This window comes from Pseudomonas sp. GW821-FHT01C01 (assembly GCF_059422645.1).
In genome coordinates this window covers 1-21,108 of the sequence record NZ_JBWKXF010000069.1, presented here as the reverse complement: position 1 = coordinate 21,108, position 21,108 = coordinate 1, and the positions used below count along the sequence as shown (strand labels likewise).

The following is a 21,108-nucleotide window of genomic DNA, read 5'->3' as shown; positions in this document are numbered from 1 at the left end:
AGGTGTTTCTTTGGTGTTTGTGAGGCCGTCTTCGCTGGCAAGCCAGCTCCTACAGGATTTGTGAACACCCGGGAGCCTTGTAGGAGCTGGCTTGCCAGCGAAGAGGCCATCTCTCACACCGCAGATTTCGCGACTGATGGGCTCGGCCGCATCGCACTCAACCCGTAATAAATCAGCCCCCCGAGGGCCGAGCCGGTGAACCAGCCGTAGCTGTAGAACCAGCTGAAGGCATCGCTGCCCAGGGACAGCAGGGTTAACGCTACCGGCACGCCGAACGCTATGAAACCGCTCCAGTTCCACGCCGGATAGACGTCATCGCGGTACAGGCCGGCGAGGTCCAGTTGCTGTTTTTTGATCAGGAAATAGTCCACCACCATGATCCCGGCAATCGGGCCCAGCAGGCTGGAATAGCCGAGTAACCAGTTCGAATACACCGTTTCCAGGCTCACATCGGAGACGATCAGGCCAAGTTTTTTCAGCAGTTCATGGGCCATCAATGCCAACCCCACCAACCCGGTAAGGATCACTGCTTTGGTGCGGTTGATCGCCTTGGGCGCGATGTTCTGGAAGTCGTTGGTGGGCGACACGATGTTGGCCGCCGTGTTGGTCGACAACGTGGCGATGATGATCAGCGCCATGGCAATGGCCACCCAGAACGGGCTCTGGATATGGCCGATCAGGGTCACCGGGTCCGAAACCGTCACACCCACCAGTTTCACCGACGCGGCGGTCATCACCACGCCGAGGGACGCGAACAGGAACATGGTCAGCGGCAATCCGATGATCTGCCCGACAATCTGGTCCTTCTGGCTTTTTGCGTAGCGGCTGAAATCGGGGATGTTCAGGGACAACGTCGCCCAGAAGCCGACCATCGCCGTCAGCCCGGCGGCGAAGTAACTGGCTACGCTGGCACCTTCGGGACGTTTGGCGGGGATCGCCAGCAATTCAGTCATCGATACGTTGGGCATCGCCCACACCAGCAAACCGGCGCCCACCGCCACCAGCAGCGGGGCCGACAGGGTTTCCAGCCATTTGATCGACTCGGCGCCGCGAATCACCACCCACAGGTTCAGCACCCAGAACACCATGAAGCCGATGACCTCGCCGGTGCCACCCAGGGATTTCCAGCCCTCGAACACCGAACCGAGGAACAGGTGAATCGCCAGTCCGCCGAACATGGTCTGAATGCCGAACCAGCCACACGCCACCAGGGCGCGGATCAGGCACGGGATGTTGGAACCGAGCACCCCGAAGGACGAGCGCAGCAGTACCGGAAAGGGAATGCCGTACTTGGTGCCGGGAAAGGCGTTAAGTGTCAGGGGAATCAGCACGATGATGTTGGCAAACAGAATCGCCAGCAGCGCTTCGCCAACCGTCAGGCCAAAGTACGCAGTCAGCACGCCACCGAGGGTGTAGGTCGGCACGCAGATCGCCATGCCCACCCATAACGCGGTGATATGCCATTTGTTCCAGTTGCGTTCGTGCACCTTGGTCGGTGCAATGTCGTGGTTGTAACGGGGACTGTCGAGGACATCGCTGCCGGCTTCCAACTCAAACAAGCCGTCGCGCTCGGTCACTTGCGATCTGATCTGTTGCATGGCCGCTCCACTGTTCTTTGAATTATTTTTTTGCTCATCGGGGGCTGACGGCATCAATAAACGTGCCGGGTACCCCGATTACGCATCGGGCAGTTCCATAAACACATTGCAACCAACTGATGTTTATCAGTTTTATTCGCTGACTCGACTATTTGTCATGCCACTCAGGCCGAATGCCAGGCAAGTTGTCCGAACAGTCAGGACTCAATCTGGTGCGCTGGTCTTTTTTCAATGGCTGCGCATCAACCATAGACCATACTCAAACAGCTGATTTCACATAGGAAATCTTGACCATTTTTAGATCCTGTCAAGTGCGTCAAAATGGTGAGCGGCCTCACCATTTTGGTGATTATTATATTTAATCGTTAATTATCAATAAGTTAATAACAGAATAAGCTTATAAAAAATATTCTTGCCGATTCGGATAACTGCAGCTAGCGTTTAATCCTGACAGCGTTGACAGGAATAATCCTGTCCGGGCTGTTTTCATACAAAACATCTAGAACCGGCATAAACCGGTCATTGCCTGCGAGGAACTCGGAATGTCTCTGTTGATCCGTGGCGCCACTGTTATTACCCATGATGAAAGTTATCCCGCCGATGTGTATTGCGCAGACGGCGTGATCAAGGCCATCGGCGGCGACCTCGACGTTCCCGCAAGTACCGAAGTACTCGACGGTAGCGGCCAATACCTGATGCCCGGCGGCATCGATCCGCACACGCACATGCAACTGCCCTTCATGGGCACGGTGGCCAGCGAAGACTTCTACAGTGGCACGGCAGCGGGACTGGCCGGTGGCACCACGTCGATCATCGACTTCGTGATTCCCAATCCGCAGCAATCCTTGCTCGAAGCCTTCCATCAGTGGCGCGGCTGGGCCGAGAAGTCGGCGTCGGACTACGGTTTCCACGTCGCCATCACCTGGTGGAGCGAACAGGTCCGCGAGGAAATGGCCGAACTGGTCAGCCAGCATGGCGTCAACAGCTTCAAGCATTTCATGGCCTACAAGAACGCGATCATGGCCGCCGATGACACCCTGGTGGCGAGCTTCGAACGCTGCCTGGAACTGGGCGCGGTGCCGACCGTTCACGCGGAAAACGGTGAACTGGTCTATCACCTGCAACGCAAGCTGATGGCCCAGGGCATCACCGGGCCGGAAGCGCATCCGTTGTCGCGGCCTTCACAGGTTGAAGGCGAAGCGGCGAGCCGGGCAATCCGCATCGCCGAAACCCTCGGTACACCGCTGTATCTGGTCCACGTCTCGACCAAGGAAGCCCTGGACGAAATCACCTATGCCCGTGGCAAGGGCCAGCCGGTTTACGGCGAAGTGCTGGCCGGGCACCTACTGCTGGACGACAGCGTCTACCGCCATCCGGACTGGCAAACGGCAGCCGGTTATGTGATGAGCCCGCCGTTCCGCCCTCGCGGCCATCAGGAGGCGCTCTGGCATGGCCTGCAATCGGGCAACTTGCACACCACCGCCACCGACCATTGCTGCTTCTGCGCCGAGCAAAAAGCCGCTGGCCGTGACGACTTCAGCAAGATCCCCAATGGCACTGCCGGCATCGAAGACCGCATGGCGGTGTTGTGGGATGAAGGCGTGAACACCGGACGTTTTTCGATGCAGCAATTCGTCGCCCTTACGTCCACCAACACGGCGAAGATCTTCAACCTTTACCCCCGCAAAGGCGCGATCCGCGTCGGGGCCGATGCCGATCTGGTGCTGTGGGACCCGCAAGGCACGCGGACCATTTCCGCCAAGACCCACCATCAGCAGGTGGACTTCAACATCTTCGAAGGCAAGACCGTACGCGGTGTGCCCAGCCACACCATCAGCCAGGGCCGCGTGGTCTGGGCCGACGGCGAGCTGCGGGCCGAGCGTGGGGCCGGGCGCTACATCGAACGGCCGGCGTACCCGGCGGTGTTTGATTTGCTGAGCAAGCGGGCCGAGTTGAATCAGCCGGTTGCGGTGAAACGCTGAGCGCGGCCTCTGGCCTATCGCTGGCAAGCCAGCTCCTACAGATTGAAATGCATTCCCCCTTGTAGGAGCTGGCTTGCCAGCGATGGCGTCATCACAGCCAACAAAAAAACAATGCCCGACAGAGGCAACACCTCAAATAACCGTGAGGCCAAAACCGTGATCAAGACCCTGGACCACCTCCCGCATCCCCATGAGAATGCGGCCACCCTCGCCGGCCATTTCACCGATCTGGCGCCACCGCTCAACGAGCGCCAGGCCCACCTCGAAGCCTCGCGCTGTCTGTATTGCTACGACGCGCCCTGCGTGAATGCCTGTCCGAGCGAGATCGACATTCCTTCGTTCATCCGCAACATCCAGCAAGACAACGTGCAAGGCGCAGCGCAGAAAATCCTTTCGGCCAACATCCTCGGCGGCAGTTGCGCCAGGGTTTGCCCGACGGAAATTCTTTGCCAGCAAGCCTGCGTGCGCAACAACGCTCACGAATGTGCGCCGGTCATGATCGGCCTGCTGCAACGCTATGCCGTGGACAACGCCCATTTCAGCACTCACCCGTTCCAGCGCGCTGCCGCCACCGGCAAACGCATCGCCGTGGTCGGCGCGGGCCCGGCCGGCTTGTCCTGCGCTCACCGCAGTGCCATGCACGGGCATGACGTGGTGATCTTCGAGGCGAGGGAAAAGGCCGGCGGCCTCAACGAGTACGGGATCGCCAAATACAAACTGGTGGATGACTATGCGCAAAAGGAGCTTGAGTTCCTGCTGGAGATTGGCGGGATCGAAATCCGCCACGGGCAGAAACTCGGGCAAAACCTGACCCTCAGCGAGCTGCATCAACAGTTCGATGCGGTGTTCCTCGGCCTCGGACTCAACGCCAGCAAGCAACTGGGCCTGGCCCACGAAGACGCACCCGGCCTGCTTGCCGCCACCGACTACATCCGCGAACTGCGCCAGGCCGATGACCTGTCGCAATTGCCACTGGCCGATCATTGCATCGTCCTTGGCGCGGGCAACACTGCCATCGACATGGCCGTGCAAATGGCCCGCCTCGGTGCCCACGATGTGAATCTGGTGTACCGGCGCGGAGCCGAAGACATGGGCGCCACCCATCACGAACAGGAGATCGCCAAGGCCAATCAGGTGCGGCTGATGACCTGGGCTCAACCCGATGAAGTGCTGCTCGATGATCACGGCCGCGTGCGCGGCATGCGATTCGCCCGCACCCATCTGGTCGAAGGTCGTCTGCAAACCACCGGCGAAACCTTCGAACTGGTCGCCGACGCGATCTTCAAAGCCATCGGCCAGGCCTTCGACAGCAGCGCCCTCGCCGACCCACTGGCGCGTGAGCTCAAGCGCCAGGGCGAGCGCATCGAAGTCGATGAACAGCTGCGCACCAGCATCCCCGGCGTGTATGCCGGCGGCGACTGCACCAGCCTCGATCAAGACCTTACCGTGCAAGCGGTGCAACATGGCAAACGCGCCGCCGAGGCGATCAATGCTCAACTGATGTTCAACGTGGAGGCTGCGTAAATGGCCGATCTGTCGATTGTCTTCGCCGGCATCAAAGCCCCCAATCCATTCTGGCTGGCCTCCGCGCCACCGACCGACAAGGCCTACAACGTGGTCCGCGCCTTCGAGGCCGGCTGGGGCGGCGTGGTCTGGAAAACCCTGGGTGAAGACCCGGCGGCGGTGAACGTGTCGTCGCGCTACTCGGCGCACTTCGGGGCTAACCGGGAGGTGCTTGGTTTTAACAACATTGAGCTGATTACCGACCGCTCGCTGGAGATCAACCTGCGGGAAATCACCCAGGTCAAAAAGGACTGGCCGGACCGTGCGCTGATTGTGTCGTTGATGGTGCCCTGCGTCGAAGAGTCGTGGAAACACATCCTGCCGCTGGTTGAAGCCACCGGCGCCGACGGCATCGAACTGAACTTCGGTTGCCCCCACGGCATGCCGGAACGGGGCATGGGCGCGGCGGTCGGCCAGGTGCCGGAATACGTGGAACAGGTCACCCGCTGGTGCAAGACCTATTGCTCGCTGCCGGTGATCGTCAAGCTCACGCCGAACATCACCGACATCCGTGTCGCCGCCCGTGCGGCCCACCGGGGCGGTGCCGATGCGGTGTCGTTGATCAACACCATCAACTCGATCACCAGCGTCAACCTCGAACGCATGGTCGCCAACCCCATGGTCGGCAGCCAAAGCACCCACGGCGGTTATTGCGGCTCGGCAGTCAAGCCGATTGCCTTGAACATGGTCGCCGAAATCGCCCGTGATCCGCAGACCCAGGGCCTGCCGATCAGCGGCATCGGCGGCATCGGCAACTGGCGCGACGCCGCGGAGTTCATCGCCCTGGGCAGCGGCGCGGTGCAGGTGTGCACCGCGGCGATGCTGCATGGTTTCCGGATTGTCGAAGACATGAAGGACGGTTTGTCACGCTGGATGGACAGTCAGGGCTACGCCAGCGTTTCGGAATTTTCCGGCCGCGCGGTGGGCAACACCACGGACTGGAAGTACCTGGACATCAACTACCAGGTGATCGCGAAGATTGATCAGGAGGCGTGCATCGGTTGTGGTCGTTGCCATATCGCGTGTGAGGACACATCACACCAGGCGGTGGCCAGCCTCAAGCAAGCGGACGGGACTCACAAGTATCAAGTGATCGATGAGGAGTGCGTGGGCTGCAACCTGTGCCAAATCACCTGCCCGGTGCAGGATTGTATCGAGATGGTGCCGGTGGAGACTGGCAAGCCGTTCCTGGACTGGAATCATGATCCGAGGAATCCGTATCACGTCAGCCCTTGAAATCTGCGGCGCCTGATCTGGCGCCTTCGCGAGCAAGCCCGCTCCCACATTTGAAATGCATTCCACTGTGGGAGCGGGCTTGCTCGCGAAGGCGTCGGCAGCTACACCGCAAATTTCAAGGCTCCAGCCCGATCCCCCGCAAAATCACACTGGTCACCGTCTGTACTGCCTTTTCGAACTGCATGTCCGACAGCGGCTGATGGTCGTTGAGAATATTCACCTGGTGATCGAAGTCGGCGTAGTGCTGGGTCGAGGCCCAGATCATGTACAGCAGGCTCGAAGGCTCCACCGGCAGGATGCGTTTGTCGTCCACCCACTGGCGGATTTTCGCTTCCTTCATCTTGGCCCAGTCGTACAGGCTCGCGTCCAGCGCTGCGCCAAGGGTCGGCGCGCCATGGATGATTTCGTTGGCCCAGACTTTCGAACCATAAGGCCGGCTGCGGGAATGGTTCATCTTGGCGCGGATGTAGCTGCTGAGCACCACTCGCGGGTCATCGAACATCTCGAAACACAGCGCGTCCTGCTTCCAGACTTCCAGCAAGTCGAACAGCACGGCGCTGTACAGCTCGGTCTTGGTGCTGAAGTAGTAATGCAGATTGGAACGCGGCAGTTGCACTTCAGCGGCGATGTCGGCCATGGCGGTGCTGCCAAAGCCCTTTTCAGCGAAGACTTTTTCCGCCCCCAGCAGAATTTTCTCGACGTTACTGCGACGAATCTCGATCTTGTGATTGCCCATGCGGATCCCCGACAACAACGTTGAGCAAGACTAGCATCCGCTCTGGACTGCGGCGACAGGGGAAAACGAAACTTCGTACAGCCGCTGTCGTAAAGCTAAACTCTGCGCACTTGGAAACTGCCTGAGGTACTCACGATGCTACTGAAGAAAACCCTGACCGTCGCGGCCCTGCTCGGCTCGCTGCTCGCCATGTCTTCGGTGTTTGCCCACGCCCACCTGAAAAGCCAGACACCAGCCGCCGACAGCACCGTCGCGGCGCCAACTGAGTTGCGCCTGGAGTTCTCCGAAGGCGTCGAGGCCAGTTTCACCAAAGTCACGCTGACGAAGGATGGCGCACCGGTGGCGGTAAAAGCGCTGACTACCGAAGGCAGCGACAAAAAGACCCTGATCGTCACCCCGGCCGCGCCGTTGACCGCCGGAACCTACAAAGTCGAATGGCACGCCGTGTCGGTCGACACCCACAAAAGCGAAGGTGCCTACGCCTTCAAGGTTGGCCAGTAATTCATGGCGAGCGTGTTGGTGCTGTGCCGCTTCCTGCATTTCATCGTGGTGTTGATGCTGTTCGGGGCCTGGGTGTTCCGGCCTTTGCTTTCGAGTGGCGAAACTGCACTGGATCAGCGGCTGGCAAGGACTTCCCGTTGGCTGGCCGTGGTGGCGCTGGCCAGCGGGGTGTGCTGGTTGTTACTGATTACCGCGAGCATGGCCGGGGCCTGGGAGGCGGCCTTCGATCCGCCGACCCTGCGCCTGGTACTGGACAGTACTTTTTTCGGTCAGGTCTGGCGCTGGCATTTGCTGATCAACATGGTGTTGCTGGCGTTGCTGCTGACACCCCTGCGCGCCAGCCTTGCGCTGCGCCTGATCCTCAGCGGCCTGCTGGTGGCCACGCTGGCTCCGGTCGGCCACGGCGCGATGCTCGATGGCACCGCAGGACATTGGCTGATCCTCAATCAACTCATTCACTTGATCTGCGTGGGTGCCTGGCTCGGCGGCTTGATGCTGCTGGTGATGATTCTGCGAGAACCTGCGGGGCATTCGATCCGCGTGATATTGCAGCGCTTCAGTGGCGTCGGTTACGGGTTGGTTGCGGGGTTGCTGATCACCGGCCTGATCAATGTGCGGGTACTCACCGGGGCATTCTGGCCAACGCCACTGTTCACCGGCTTCGCCTTGATCCTGTTGATCAAGGCTGCGCTGGTGGCGGCGATGCTGGGCCTGGCGTTGTTCAATCGGCTGCGCATCGATGATTGCGAGCAACGTCTGGCGACGTTGCGGGCCAGTGTGATGTTCGAATGGTTGCTGGGACTTGGCGCAGTGGCGGCGGTTTCATTGCTGGGCACCCTGCCGCCGATGATTTCCAGCTGACAACCTCATCCCCATCGAGCGTTGCAAGGCTCAGGCACGCACCAGCATGTAAACGGCGACGAGCAGACAGACACTGGCGAACCCGACCTGCAACGCCCGCGCCGGCACCCGGGCGCAGAGCTTGCGGCCGATGATCATGCCGGCGATGCTGGCGCCAATAAAGGTGGCGCCAACACTGTCGATGCGCACGCCGGCATTGAACGCGCCGATCACACCGATGGCCGAAATCAGGCAGATCACCATCAGCGAGGTGGCGACGATTCCGCGCATCTGCACATCGGTCAATTGCTTGAAGGCCGGAACGATCAGGAAACCGCCGCCCACCCCCAGCAACCCCGACACCACGCCGGTCACCGCACCGAGGGCCGCGAGGGTCGCGGTGCATTTGGCGGTCCAGGAAAAGCGTCCGGTCTGTTGATCGAGCATGCAGTTTTTCTGGCCCCAGTTCGCGTGGCCGTGATCACTCGGCCCGTCGTCCTTGCGTTCTCGGCGCAGCATGCGCCAGGCCACCATGAACATCAGCAGGCTGAACAGGATCATCAGGATTTTTTCCGGCAACTGATGGGCGAAGTAGATACCCACCGGGGAAAACACCGCGCCGAGCGCTGCGATCAACAACGCCGCGCGGTAACGCACCAGGCCATGACGCAAACCATCGATAGCGCCGACCGCTGCCGCACTGCCCACCGCAAACAACGCCACCGGCGCGGCCTGAGTCATGCTCCAGCCCAACCCCAACACCAGGGCCGGCACCGCGAGAATCCCGCCACCCGCGCCGGTCAGCCCCAACACCAACCCCATCACCACGCCAAACAGACTTGCCAGCAACATAAAACACTCGTGATCCGCAACTGAACTCCGGGAGCGCCCGGTATCGATGAATGACAGGATAGAGCCCGCGCAGGATTTTTCATTAACTGAATGCAGGCAAGACTGGTCAGCGCAGGGAAAATGAATCTACCCTCAACGCTTATCCCGAAAGAATTGGCCACCATGCCTGCCCTGATTGAAGCTTTTTTTGACGACGCCTCGTCGACCTACAGTTACGTGATCTACGAAGACGATGGCGGACAATGCGCGATTGTCGACGCGGTGCTTGACTACAATCCGGCCGCCGGCCGCACGGCCACCTCCCAGGCCGACAGGATCATCGCCTTCGTGCGCCAACACCAGTTGCATGTGCAATGGCTGCTGGAAACCCATGCCCATGCCGATCATCTGTCCGCCGCGCCTTATCTGCGGCGCGAGCTGGGCGGCAAGATCGCTATCGGTCAGTCGATCTGCAAAGTCCAGGACGTGTTCAAGGCCCTGTTCAATCTTGAGCCGGAATTCTGCATCGATGGCTCGCAGTTCGACCATCTGTTCGCCCCGGACGAGTCATTTCGCATCGGCAACCTCAAGGCCACCGCGTTGCACGTGCCCGGCCATACTCCGGCGGACATGGCGTACCTGATCGACGGCGATGTGATTCTGGTGGGCGATACGCTGTTCATGCCGGACGTCGGCACCGCGCGCTGCGACTTCCCCGGCGGCAATGCCAACCAGATGTTCGCCTCGATCCACAAACTGCTGGCCTTCCCCGCCAGCGTGCGCCTGTACGTCTGCCACGACTACCCACCCGAGGGCCGCGAACCGCACTGCATGACCACCGTCGGTGAACAGCGCAAAGGCAACATCCACGTCCGCGACGGCATCGACGAAAATGCCTTCGTTGAGATGCGCACCAAGCGCGATGCCGGGTTGGGCATGCCGACGCTGCTACTGCCGGCGATCCAGGTGAACGTACGGGCGGGAAATTTGCCGCCGGCCGAGGACAATGGCGTGACTTACCTGAAAATCCCCCTGAACAAATTCTGACCCTGTAGGAGCGAGCTTGCTCGCGATGGACGTTAACGATAACGCGAGTTTTCTGAACAAACGCGTTGCCCTCAAGTCCATCGCGAGCAAGCTAGCTCCTACAAGGTGATCGTTATGTCAGTTGCCCAAAGTCAGGCCATTCGCCGGCAACGGCAATGCCGTTTTATAGCGCACCTGCTTGAGCGCAAAGCTCGAACGAATGTTCGCCACCCCCGGCACCTTGGTCAGAAAGTCCATCATGAAACGCTCCAGCGACTGGATGGTCGGCACCAGTACCCGGATCAGGTAGTCCGGATCGCCCGCCATCAGGTAGCACTCCATCACCTCGGGGCGATCGGAAATCGCCTCTTCGAAATGCTGCAACGCCTCCTCCACCTGCTTCTCCAGGCTGACGTGAATGAACACGTTCACGTGCAGCCCCAGCAGGTCGGCGTCCAGCAGCGTCACTTGCTCGCGAATCACCCCCAGTTCTTCCATGGCCTTGACCCGGTTGAAACACGGCGTCGGCGACAGGTTCACCGAGCGCGCCAGGTCGGCGTTAGTGATGCGTGCATTCTCCTGAAGGCTGTTGAGAATGCCGATGTCAGTACGGTCCAGTTTGCGCATGAGACAAAACCACCAGTTTTTTATGTTTATGCAGATTTTTTATCTGCAAATGATCTTTAGCGCAACGAAACAGAGAGAAATATTCTTCTGGGGCGGGCCTATGATTGTTGTAGGACAAGATTTCATTTACCGAATGAAATCTGTCAGCTCACTACAAGAAATTCACAAGATCGAGCGTAGAAGCCATGACCCAAGCGTACGAACCGCTGCGCCTGCACGTCCCCGAACCCTCGGGCCGTCCAGGGTGCAAAACCGACTTCTCCTACCTGCACCTGACCGATGCCGGCACGGTGCGCAAACCTCCCATCGACGTTGAACCGGCCGACACCGCTGACCTGGCCCGTGGCCTGATCCGCGTGCTCGACGACCAGGGCAATGCCCTTGGACCATGGGCCGAAAACGTGCCGGTGGAGATCCTGCGTAAGGGCATGCGCGCCATGCTCAAGACGCGGATCTACGACAACCGCATGGTGGTCGCCCAGCGCCAGAAGAAAATGTCGTTCTACATGCAGAGCCTTGGCGAAGAAGCCATCGGCAGCGCCCAGGCCCTGGCCTTGAACATCGACGACATGTGCTTCCCGACCTACCGCCAGCAAAGCATCCTGATGGCCCGCGACGTACCGTTGGTCGACCTGATCTGCCAGTTGCTGTCCAACGAGCGCGATCCGCTCAAGGGCCGGCAATTGCCGATCATGTACTCGGTCAAGGACGCGGGTTTCTTCACCATTTCCGGCAACCTCGCCACCCAGTTCATCCAGGGCGTGGGCTGGGGCATGGCCTCGGCGATCAAGGGCGACACCAAAATCGCTTCGGCCTGGATCGGCGACGGCGCCACCGCCGAGTCGGACTTCCACACGGCCCTGACGTTCGCCCACGTGTACCGCGCGCCGGTGATCCTCAACGTGGTGAACAACCAGTGGGCGATTTCCACGTTCCAGGCGATTGCCGGTGGTGAAGCGACCACCTTCGCCGGTCGTGGCGTCGGTTGCGGCATCGCCTCCCTGCGGGTCGATGGCAACGATTTCTACGCGGTCTACGCCGCCTCTGCCTGGGCCGCCGAACGTGCGCGCCGCGGCCTCGGCCCGACCATGATCGAATGGGTCACCTACCGCGCCGGCCCGCACTCGACTTCCGATGATCCGTCGAAATACCGTCCCGCCGACGACTGGAGCCACTTCCCGTTGGGCGATCCGATCGCGCGCCTCAAGCAGCACCTGATCAAGATCGGCCAGTGGTCCGAAGAGGAACACGCCGCCGTCAGCGCCGAACTGGAAGCCCAAGTGATCGCCGCACAGAAAGAAGCCGAACAGTACGGCACCCTCGCCGGCGGCCAGATTCCGAGCGCCGCGACCATGTTCGAAGACGTCTACAAAGAGATGCCGGAGCACTTGAAGCGCCAGCGTCAAGAGTTGGGGATCTGACATGAACGATCACAACAACAATATCGAGCTGGAAACCGCCATGACCACGACCACCATGACCATGATCCAGGCCCTGCGCTCGGCCATGGATGTGATGCTTGAACGTGACGACAACGTCGTGGTGTTCGGCCAGGACGTCGGCTACTTCGGCGGCGTGTTCCGCTGCACCGAAGGCCTGCAAGCCAAGTACGGCACCTCCCGGGTGTTCGACGCGCCGATCTCCGAAAGCGGTATCGTCGGCACCGCCGTGGGCATGGGTGCCTACGGTCTGCGCCCGGTGGTGGAAATCCAGTTCGCCGACTACGTGTACCCGGCCTACGATCAGATCATTTCCGAAGCCGCGCGCCTGCGTTATCGCTCGGCGGGCGAATTCACCGCGCCGATGACCCTGCGCATGCCCTGCGGCGGCGGCATCTACGGCGGCCAGACCCACAGTCAGAGCATCGAGGCACTCTTCACTCAGGTATGCGGCCTGCGCACCGTGATGCCGTCCAACCCCTACGACGCCAAAGGCCTGCTGATCGCCTCCATCGAAAACGATGACCCGGTGATCTTCCTGGAGCCGAAACGCTTGTACAACGGCCCTTTCGACGGCCACCACGAACGCCCGGTAACGCCGTGGTCGAAACACCCCGCCGCACAGGTTCCGGACGGTTACTACACCGTACCGCTGGACGTTGCCGCTATTGCCCGTCCGGGCAAGGACGTGACCATCCTGACCTACGGCACCACCGTGTATGTGTCGCAAGTCGCCGCTGAAGAAACCGGCATCGACGCCGAAGTCATCGACCTGCGCAGCCTGTGGCCGCTGGACCTGGAAACCATCACCAAGTCCGTGAAGAAAACCGGCCGCTGCGTGATCGTGCACGAAGCGACCCGTACCTGCGGTTTCGGCGCCGAACTGGTGTCGCTGGTGCAAGAGCATTGCTTCCACCACCTGGAAGCGCCGATCGAACGCGTCACCGGTTGGGATACCCCGTACCCGCACGCGCAAGAGTGGGCGTATTTCCCAGGCCCGTCCCGAGTGGGCGCGGCGTTGAAACGGGTCATGGAGGTCTGAATGGGCACGCACGTTATTAAAATGCCGGACATTGGCGAAGGCATTGCAGAAGTTGAATTGTCGGTATGGCACGTCAAGGTCGGCGACATGGTCGTCGAGGATCAGGTGCTGGCCGATGTCATGACGGATAAAGCGATGGTGGATATTCCGTCGCCAGTGCATGGCAAGGTAATCGCTCTTGGCGGTCAGCCGGGTGAAGTCATGGCGGTCGGCAGCGTGCTGATCAGCATCGAAGTCGAAGGCGCGGGCAACGTTAAGGAATCGGCGCAACCGGCTCCCGTCAAAGAAGCCCCGGTGGCCGCACCCAAAGTTGAAGCCGTGGCTGAAAGCAAACCCGTCGCCGCTGCGCGTCCGGCCGCCGTTTGTCAGGGTCCGATGGTGGCCCGCGAAGCCGATGAACGCCCACTGGCCTCCCCGGCCGTGCGCAAGCATGCGCTGGACCTCGGCATTCAATTGCGTCTGGTACGTGGCAGCGGCCCGGCCGGCCGTGTATTGCATGAAGATCTCGACGCCTATCTGGCCCAGGGTCAGTCGAACGCCTCGGCACCTGTCGCTGCCGCGTACGCCCAACGTAATGACGAGCAGCAGATCCCGGTGATCGGCATGCGCCGCAAGATTGCCCAGCGCATGCAGGACGCCACCCAGCGCGCCGCCCACTTCAGCTACGTCGAGGAAATCGACGTCACCGCTGTGGAAGAACTGCGCGCGCACCTCAACGAGAAACACGGTGCGACTCGCGGCAAGCTGACGTTGTTGCCATTCCTGGTCCGCGCCCTGGTCGTTGCCCTGCGTGACTTCCCGCAGATCAACGCCCGTTATGATGATGAAGCACAGGTCATCACCCGCCTCGGCGCCGTGCATGTCGGTATTGCCACGCAAGCCGATATTGGCCTGATGGTGCCGGTGGTACGTCACGCCGAAGCCCGCAGCCTGTGGGACAGCGCGGCGGAAATTTCCCGTTTGGCCACCGCTGCACGCAACGGCAAGGCCAGCCGCGATGAACTGTCCGGGTCAAGCATCACCCTGACCAGCCTCGGCGCCTTGGGCGGCATCGTCAGCACGCCGGTGCTGAACCTGCCGGAAGTGGCGATCGTCGGCGTGAACAAGATCGTCGAACGGCCAATGGTGATCAAAGGCCAGATCGTGATCCGCAAGATGATGAACCTCTCCAGCTCCTTCGATCACCGCGTGGTCGACGGTATGGACGCGGCGCAATTCATCCAGGCCGTTCGCGGCCTGCTCGAACAACCCGCAACGCTGTTTGTGGACTGATCTTTAGTGGAGCTTCGATGCAAACTTTGAACACTACGCTGCTGATCATCGGCGGCGGCCCCGGCGGCTATGTGACGGCGATCCGTGCTGGCCAGCTGGGCATCCCGACCATTCTGGTGGAAGGCCAATCGCTGGGCGGCACCTGCCTGAACATTGGCTGCATTCCGTCCAAGGCACTGATCCACGTCGCCGAGCAATTCCACCAGACGCAGCACCACAATCAGCATTCGGCACTGGGCATCAGCGTTTCGGCGCCAACCCTGGACATCGGCAAGAGTGTGGAATGGAAGGACGGCATCGTCGATCGCCTGACCACCGGCGTCGCGGCACTGCTGAAGAAGAACAAGGTTCAGGTCGTTCAAGGCTGGGCCAAGGTCATCGACGGCAAAACCGTGGAAGTCGGCGATACGCGTATCCAGTGCGAACACTTGGTGCTGGCCACTGGTTCCAAGAGTGTGAACCTGCCGATGCTACCGATTGGCGGCCCGATCATCTCGTCCACCGAAGCCCTGGCACCGACTTCGGTACCGAAGCGCTTGATCGTGGTCGGTGGTGGTTACATCGGCCTGGAGCTGGGCATTGCCTATCGCAAGCTCGGCGCCGAGGTCAGCGTGGTGGAAGCGCAGGAACGCATCCTGCCGGCCTATGACGCCGAACTGACCCAGCCTGTGCACGACGAGTTGAAGAAACTCGGTGTGAAACTTTACTTGAAACACAGCGTGCAAGGCTTTGATTCACAACAAAACACTTTGCAAGTTCTGGATCCGAATGGCGCCACCCTGAACCTGGAAACCGATCAAGTGCTGGTGGCCGTCGGTCGCAAGCCGAACACCCAGGGCTGGAACCTCGAAGCGCTGAACCTGGACATGAACGGTTCGTCGATCAAAATCGACAACCGCTGCCAGACCAGCATGCGCAACGTGTACGCCATCGGCGACCTGAGCGGCGAACCGATGCTCGCGCACCGGGCCATGGCCCAGGGCGAGATGGTCGCCGAACTGATCAGCGGTAAAACCCGCGAGTTCAACCCGACCGCCATCGCCGCCGTGTGCTTCACCGACCCGGAACTGGTGGTGGTCGGCAAGACCCCGGACGAGGCCAAGGCTGCGGGCCTGGACTGTATCGTGTCGAGCTTCCCGTTCGCCGCCAATGGCCGGGCCATGACACTGGAGTCGAAAAGCGGCTTCGTGCGCGTGGTCGCCCGTCGCGACAATCATGTGATTGTCGGCTGGCAGGCAGTGGGCGTCGGCGTGTCGGAGTTGTCCACGGCGTTTGCGCAGAGCCTGGAAATGGGCGCGCGGCTGGAGGACATCGGCGGCACCATCCATGCACATCCGACGCTGGGTGAGGCGGTGCAGGAAGCGGCGTTGCGTGCGTTGGGGCATGCGTTGCATCTGTGAGTCAGGGCGATTAATGGTGGCTGTAATGGCCTCTTCGCGAGCAAGCCCGCTCCCACAGGGAATGCATTCCAAATGTGGGAGCGGGCTTGCTCGCGAATTCTCAAGGTCAATGCGAATTATCTGCCGATCACCCGATAGTCTGGGCTGCGATTTAGCCCAAGAATGAAGTATTGTTGTGCCCATCCGGAAAAACGTCAGAAGCCTTGAACCGTTTCGGCGGTTGTTAAGTGATAGAGGGTGTCATGGGTAACGAAAGCATTAATTGGGACAAGCTGGGTTTTGACTACATCAAGACCGACAAGCGCTATCTGTCGTACTGGCGCAATGGCGAGTGGGACAAAGGCACCCTGACCGAAGATAACGTGCTGCACATCAGCGAAGGCTCCACTGCCCTTCACTATGGCCAGCAATGCTTCGAAGGCATGAAGGCCTATCGCTGCAAGGACGGCTCGATCAACCTGTTCCGTCCGGACCAGAACGCCCTGCGCATGCAGCGCAGCTGCGCCCGCCTGCTGATGCCGTTCGTCGAAACCGAGCAATTCATCGAAACCTGCAAACAAGTGGTCCGCGCCAACGAGCGTTTCATTCCGCCGTACGGCACCGGCGGCGCGCTTTATCTGCGCCCGTTCGTGATCGGCGTGGGTGACAACATCGGCGTGCGCACCGCGCCGGAATTCATCTTCTCGATTTTCTGCATCCCGGTTGGCGCCTACTTCAAGGGCGGCCTGACCCCGCACAATTTCCTGATCTCCAGCTACGACCGCGCCGCACCACAAGGCACCGGTGCCGCCAAGGTCGGTGGCAACTACGCCGCCAGCCTGATGCCAGGCTCCCAGGCCAAGAAGGCGCATTTCGCCGACTGCATCTACCTGGACCCACTGACCCACACGAAAATCGAAGAAGTCGGTTCGGCCAACTTCTTCGGGATCACCCACGACAACAAGTTCGTGACCCCGAACTCGCCATCGGTACTGCCGGGCATCACCCGTCTGTCGCTGATCGAACTGGCCAGGTCCCGCCTGGGTCTGGACGTGGTCGAAGGTGACGTGTTCATCGACAAGCTCGCCGACTTCAAGGAAGCCGGTGCTTGCGGTACTGCGGCGGTGATCACGCCAATTGGCGGCATCAACTACAACGACCATCTGCACGTGTTCCACAGCGAAACCGAAGTCGGCCCGATCACCCAGAAGCTCTACAAAGAGCTGACCGGCGTGCAAACGGGCGACATCGAAGCGCCAGCGGGCTGGATCGTCAAAGTCTGACCTGACGCCAGATACAAAAAAGCCCCCCATCGAGTGATCGATGGGGGGCTTTTTCATGGCCAAGATCCAACAACTGCCGCCGCGCTCCTGTGTAGGAGCTGGCTTGCCAGCGAAGGCGCCCGCAAAAACAACGCAAAATTCAAAGCCCCCTTCGCCAGCAAGCTGGCTCCTACAGGTCCGGGCTAAACGATGCTCCTCGAACTGCCACCGGCTGCGATCTTTTGCCGTCACGCTCAAGCGGCAACTCAACCCCAAACCGCCCCGCTATTTCCTTGCGCCCCAACACTGTCAGCGCCAACGCGCGACTGTCCAGATCCTGCGTCACCCACTTGCGCTTGAGCGCCGTTTGCAACAACGCCGCCCCTAGCGATCCACCCAAGTGCGGCCGGCGCATGCTCCAGTCCAGGCACGGGCAGGCAAAGCGGCGGCGCAATGTACTCAAGTCCTGCACCTCGATCCCAAGCCCTTGAAACATTGCCGAACCACTGTCACTCAAGCGATAGGCCTGTTCGTCGGTTTCCTCCAGCCAGCCCGCTTCGAGCATCCGGTCATGCAACAGCACGGCCAGGGTGCCCGCCATGTGGTCGTAGCAGGTGCGGGCAAATTGCAGGCGATCCGGGGTACGCGACTGGAAGCTCGGCGCGCTGTTCTGGCCGATCACCATCAGTGCTTCCAGGGCCTGGGCCACACGTTTGTCCGCCAGGCTGTAATAGCGGTGACGTCCCTGAACGTGCAGCCGAATCAGCGCCAGCTCCTTGAGTTTGGCCAGGTGGGCACTGGCGGTCGACGCGCTGACTTCGGCCACGGCCGCCAGTTCGGTGCTGGTGCGAGCGTGACCGTCCATCAGCGAGCAAAGGATTTTCGTCCGCGCAGGCTCCGCGATGGCTGCCGCCACTTGCGAGACACCGATGTCGTGTTGTTCTGCGCTCATATTTCGCTCCCGGACGAATCAACGCTCTTTCGGACTGGAGATAGTAGCAACACTTTCCAACAACAAAAGGCTGTGACCCATGGACCCGATCATCGCTGCGACCGATACCGATCCTTATCCCTACTACGCACAACTGCGTGCCGAGGGTGGGCTGGTTTTCCATCCAGGGCTGAAAATGTGGGTGGCCAGCAGCGCCCAGGCGGTGGCCGCCGTGCTGGCTCATCCCGATTGCCACGTTCGCCCCGCGCAGGAGCCAGTCCCCAAGGCGATTGCCGATGGCATGGCCGGCGAGGTATTCGGTCAACTGATGCGCATGAATGAAGGTGAGCGCCAGCGTTGTCCACGGTCGGCGATTGCGCCAGGGCTGGAGTTGATCAATGCGCAGGAAGTCGAGGCCCTGGTCAGCGCCCGATTGATGACGGCGGATGCCGCTGGCCTGTACAACGCCATGTTTCGTGGACCGGTGTGCGTGGTGGCGGCGTTGCTGGGTTTCACCCCGGCTCAGGGCCGCGCCATCAGCGAGCTGACGGCAGACTTCGTGGCCTGCCTGTCGCCCCTGAGTCGTCCGGCGCAACTGACCGCGGCCCATACCGCTGCTGAACAATTGAGCGGTTACTGTGTCGAGCTTTTGGCCGATTCGGACAACCACAGCCTTCTGCTTGCAGGCATCCGCCAGCGCTTCGCGTCCGGCGCACCGCAAACGCTGATCGCCAACCTGATCGGCCTGTTTTCCCAGACCTTCGAGGCCACTGCCGGGCTGATCGGCAATGCCGTGCTGGCATTGATTCAACACCCGTCGTTGCACAGCGAATCAACCCCTATCGAAGACCTGCTGGCCGAAGTGCAGCGCTTCGACCCGCCGGTACAAAACACCCGCCGCTTCGTCGCCGCCCCATGCGAGATTGACGGGGTGCGGCTGAATGCCGGAGACGTGATCCTGGTGCTGCTGGCCTCGGCCAATCGCGACCCGCAGCTCAACGACAACCCCGACACCTTTCTGCTCGATCGCCCGAACCGGCGCAGCTTCACCTTCGGTGCGGGGCGCCATCAATGTCCGGGGCAATTGCTGGCGTTGAGCATTGCTGGCGCGACGCTCAAACAGTTCCTGACAATGGAGCCAGCATTGGACCAGCTGAAACGGAAATACCGCCCCTCCACGAATGGACGGATTCCACTGTTCAGTGATTGACCGAAGGTTCAGTCGTGAATGCCGCTCAAGCTGTGCGGTATTCGACGGTCAGGTGAGACAACTCATGAACCGGCGCCAGGCGTTCGCGAATGGTGTCGGCGCTGACATTTGCCGCCGCCACAACGCTGACAATCGCGGCCCGCGCCTGAGGGCCGACCTGCCAGACATGCAGATCGCTGATGCGCACATCGTCCGACGACTCGAGCAGTTCACGAATCTCGTCGGCGACGTGTGTATCCGTGACATCAAGCAACACCGCGGCGCTGTCACGCATCAATCCAACAGCCCATTTCGCGATCACGATGGCGCCGACGATGCCCATCACCGGGTCCAGCCACACCCATCCCAGATAGCGCCCCGCCAGCAATGCGGCAATCGCCAGCACCGAAGTCAAGGCGTCGGCCAGCACATGGACATAGGCCGAGCGCAGGTTGTTGTCGTGATGGTGATGATGGCCGTGGTCATGGCTGTGGCCATGATGACCGTGGTCACCCGCCAGCAAAAAGGCACTGGCGATGTTCACCGCCAGCCCCACCACCGCAATCACTGTCGCTTCGGTGAATGCCACTGTGGTTGGCTGAAACAGGCGAAAAACCGATTCCCCGGCTATGCCGATCGCTACCAGCCCCAGCACCATGGCCGAGGCAAAACCGGCGAGATCCCCGACCTTGCCAGTGCCGAAGCTGTAACGCGCATTGTTGGCATTGCGCCGTGCGAATCCATAGGCCGCCGCAGCGATGCCCAAGGCCCCGGCATGGGTGGCCATGTGAAAACCATCGGCCAGCAACGCCATGGAACCGGTGATGTAACCGGCGGCAATTTCACCAATCATCATCACAAACGTCAGCGCCACCACCCATAAGGTGCGACGTGCGTTTTCATCATGGGAAGCGCCGAGAAATACATGGTTGTGAGAAAAACGCGAAGCCTGTGGTGTCAGAGCCATGGAATTCGGGCCTCTATTTGGCATATCGACGGATGGCCAGCAACAAGTCTTCCACGCCTTGGGCGCGTTCTTCGTCACTGAGATCTGGATGCGCCACATGCTCACGGGCGTGGGCGTCGATGAACTGGTCCAGCAGACCATTGACCGCCCCCCGGATGGCGGCCACCAGATGCAGGGTCTTGGCGCAATCGGCATCGGATTCAAGCGCTCGCTCAACGGCTTCCACCTGACCGGCAATCCGCCTCACCCGCTTGATCAAGTCATCTTTGTTTTCGTGAATGTGCGACATACGTATACCCCCTACCCCTATATAGCGTCTATGGTCGCCGATAGAGCGGAGGCAAGCAAGGCATAACCAGATGAAACGCTTGGGTTCATCACCCCAACTGCCCAACCCGCCCCGCCTCCGGCCAGAACAACGCCGCCTGCCCCTGGCGCACACCCATCGAGTCCACCAACATCCACACCTTACCTTCATGACTCATGAAGGCATTACCCTCCCGATCCACCCGATAGCCACTGTAACCGTGAGCAATGCCATTGGCCGTGACCTGGTCCAGCAGGGCCTGGCGCAGGGCGCAGTCCAGTGCCTAATGCCAGTCAGTTAAGCCATTTCAGCCGCGACACCCTTTGTAGCAGCTGCCGAGCCCGCGAGGCTGCGTTCGGCTGCGAAGCAGTCGTAAAATC

The 21,108-nt window shown here is 60.7% G+C and carries 19 protein-coding genes and 1 pseudogene; 12 read left to right on the top strand and 8 right to left on the bottom strand.

Annotation, left to right across the window (positions count from 1 at the left end):
• Positions 1–113: 113 nt before the first annotated feature.
• Positions 114–1,598, bottom strand: a complete 1,485-nt coding sequence (locus tag AC07XF_RS26610; protein ID WP_495028879.1) for an NCS1 family nucleobase:cation symporter-1 — start codon at positions 1,596–1,598, stop codon at positions 114–116.
• A gap of 542 nt (positions 1,599–2,140) precedes the next feature.
• Between AC07XF_RS26610 and hydA the strand changes: the two genes are divergently transcribed.
• The 3 genes from hydA to preA all read left to right on the top strand — a co-directional run bounded on the left by hydA (position 2,141) and on the right by preA (position 6,379).
• The gene (gene hydA, locus AC07XF_RS26605; RefSeq protein WP_495028878.1) at positions 2,141–3,580 is read left to right on the top strand and encodes a dihydropyrimidinase; all 1,440 of its coding nucleotides are present in this window, start codon (positions 2,141–2,143) and stop codon (positions 3,578–3,580) included.
• 156 nt (positions 3,581–3,736) lie between these two features.
• Positions 3,737–5,104 (top strand): NAD(P)-dependent oxidoreductase, encoded by a 1,368-nt coding sequence (locus AC07XF_RS26600; RefSeq protein WP_495028885.1) that lies wholly within the window; start codon positions 3,737–3,739, stop codon positions 5,102–5,104.
• Complete coding sequence (preA, locus tag AC07XF_RS26595; RefSeq protein ID WP_126046084.1) at positions 5,105–6,379, top strand: NAD-dependent dihydropyrimidine dehydrogenase subunit PreA; 1,275 nt, start codon at positions 5,105–5,107, stop codon at positions 6,377–6,379.
• A 115-nt stretch (positions 6,380–6,494) separates the two neighbouring features.
• On the opposite strand, the gene AC07XF_RS26590 is transcribed toward preA, so the two are convergent.
• Positions 6,495–7,115, bottom strand: a complete 621-nt coding sequence (locus tag AC07XF_RS26590; RefSeq protein ID WP_008017494.1) for a TetR/AcrR family transcriptional regulator — start codon at positions 7,113–7,115, stop codon at positions 6,495–6,497.
• Positions 7,116–7,250: 135 nt separating this feature from the next.
• Between AC07XF_RS26590 and copC the strand changes: the two genes are divergently transcribed.
• Positions 7,251–7,616, top strand: coding sequence for a copper homeostasis periplasmic binding protein CopC (gene copC, locus AC07XF_RS26585; protein WP_495028877.1), 366 nt, complete (start codon positions 7,251–7,253; stop codon positions 7,614–7,616).
• Positions 7,617–7,619: 3 nt separating this feature from the next.
• Positions 7,620–8,477, top strand: a complete 858-nt coding sequence (gene copD, locus AC07XF_RS26580) for a copper homeostasis membrane protein CopD (protein WP_495028876.1) — start codon at positions 7,620–7,622, stop codon at positions 8,475–8,477.
• A gap of 30 nt (positions 8,478–8,507) precedes the next feature.
• Here the strand turns inward: copD and AC07XF_RS26575 are convergent, their stop codons facing one another.
• Positions 8,508–9,308: a sulfite exporter TauE/SafE family protein gene (locus AC07XF_RS26575; RefSeq protein ID WP_495028875.1), complete on the bottom strand. Its 801-nt coding sequence runs from the start codon at positions 9,306–9,308 to the stop codon at positions 8,508–8,510.
• 162 nt (positions 9,309–9,470) lie between these two features.
• Between AC07XF_RS26575 and AC07XF_RS26570 the strand changes: the two genes are divergently transcribed.
• Positions 9,471–10,334, top strand: coding sequence for an MBL fold metallo-hydrolase (locus AC07XF_RS26570; RefSeq protein ID WP_495028874.1), 864 nt, complete (start codon positions 9,471–9,473; stop codon positions 10,332–10,334).
• Positions 10,335–10,451: 117 nt separating this feature from the next.
• Here the strand turns inward: AC07XF_RS26570 and bkdR are convergent, their stop codons facing one another.
• On the bottom strand, positions 10,452–10,940 hold the full coding sequence (gene bkdR, locus AC07XF_RS26565; RefSeq protein ID WP_007976593.1) for a Bkd operon transcriptional regulator BkdR: 489 nt from the start codon (positions 10,938–10,940) through the stop codon (positions 10,452–10,454).
• A 185-nt stretch (positions 10,941–11,125) separates the two neighbouring features.
• On the opposite strand from bkdR, the gene AC07XF_RS26560 reads away from it, so the two are divergent.
• The 5 genes from AC07XF_RS26560 (at position 11,126) to AC07XF_RS26540 (ending at position 17,355) form a co-directional block, all read left to right on the top strand.
• Complete coding sequence (locus AC07XF_RS26560) at positions 11,126–12,361, top strand: 3-methyl-2-oxobutanoate dehydrogenase (2-methylpropanoyl-transferring) subunit alpha (RefSeq protein ID WP_495028873.1); 1,236 nt, start codon at positions 11,126–11,128, stop codon at positions 12,359–12,361.
• Between the two features lies 1 nt (position 12,362).
• Positions 12,363–13,421 carry an alpha-ketoacid dehydrogenase subunit beta gene (locus AC07XF_RS26555; protein WP_495028872.1) on the top strand — a complete coding sequence of 353 codons (1,059 nt, stop codon included), beginning with the start codon at positions 12,363–12,365 and terminating at the stop codon, positions 13,419–13,421.
• Complete coding sequence (locus tag AC07XF_RS26550) at positions 13,422–14,693, top strand: dihydrolipoamide acetyltransferase family protein (protein WP_495028871.1); 1,272 nt, start codon at positions 13,422–13,424, stop codon at positions 14,691–14,693. It begins immediately after the preceding gene.
• 17 nt (positions 14,694–14,710) lie between these two features.
• The gene (lpdA, locus tag AC07XF_RS26545; protein ID WP_495028870.1) at positions 14,711–16,093 is read left to right on the top strand and encodes a dihydrolipoyl dehydrogenase; all 1,383 of its coding nucleotides are present in this window, start codon (positions 14,711–14,713) and stop codon (positions 16,091–16,093) included.
• 242 nt (positions 16,094–16,335) lie between these two features.
• The gene (locus AC07XF_RS26540) at positions 16,336–17,355 is read left to right on the top strand and encodes a branched-chain amino acid aminotransferase (protein WP_495028869.1); all 1,020 of its coding nucleotides are present in this window, start codon (positions 16,336–16,338) and stop codon (positions 17,353–17,355) included.
• A gap of 169 nt (positions 17,356–17,524) precedes the next feature.
• Here the strand turns inward: AC07XF_RS26540 and AC07XF_RS26535 are convergent, their stop codons facing one another.
• Positions 17,525–18,286 carry an ArsR/SmtB family transcription factor gene (locus AC07XF_RS26535; RefSeq protein ID WP_495028868.1) on the bottom strand — a complete coding sequence of 254 codons (762 nt, stop codon included), beginning with the start codon at positions 18,284–18,286 and terminating at the stop codon, positions 17,525–17,527.
• A gap of 79 nt (positions 18,287–18,365) precedes the next feature.
• Between AC07XF_RS26535 and AC07XF_RS26530 the strand changes: the two genes are divergently transcribed.
• Positions 18,366–19,475: a cytochrome P450 gene (locus AC07XF_RS26530; RefSeq protein WP_495028867.1), complete on the top strand. Its 1,110-nt coding sequence runs from the start codon at positions 18,366–18,368 to the stop codon at positions 19,473–19,475.
• A 25-nt stretch (positions 19,476–19,500) separates the two neighbouring features.
• Here AC07XF_RS26530 and dmeF read toward each other — a convergent pair whose 3' ends face one another.
• The 3 genes and pseudogenes from dmeF to AC07XF_RS26515 all read right to left on the bottom strand — a co-directional run.
• A complete protein-coding gene (dmeF, locus tag AC07XF_RS26525; RefSeq protein ID WP_495028866.1) occupies positions 19,501–20,421 on the bottom strand; it encodes a CDF family Co(II)/Ni(II) efflux transporter DmeF in 921 nt (306 codons plus the stop codon).
• Between the two features lie 13 nt (positions 20,422–20,434).
• Positions 20,435–20,710, bottom strand: coding sequence for a metal/formaldehyde-sensitive transcriptional repressor (locus AC07XF_RS26520; protein WP_495028865.1), 276 nt, complete (start codon positions 20,708–20,710; stop codon positions 20,435–20,437).
• 88 nt (positions 20,711–20,798) lie between these two features.
• Positions 20,799–21,008: pseudogene (locus AC07XF_RS26515) on the bottom strand (MEKHLA domain-containing protein); the annotation flags it as partial.
• Positions 21,009–21,108 lie beyond the last annotated feature (100 nt).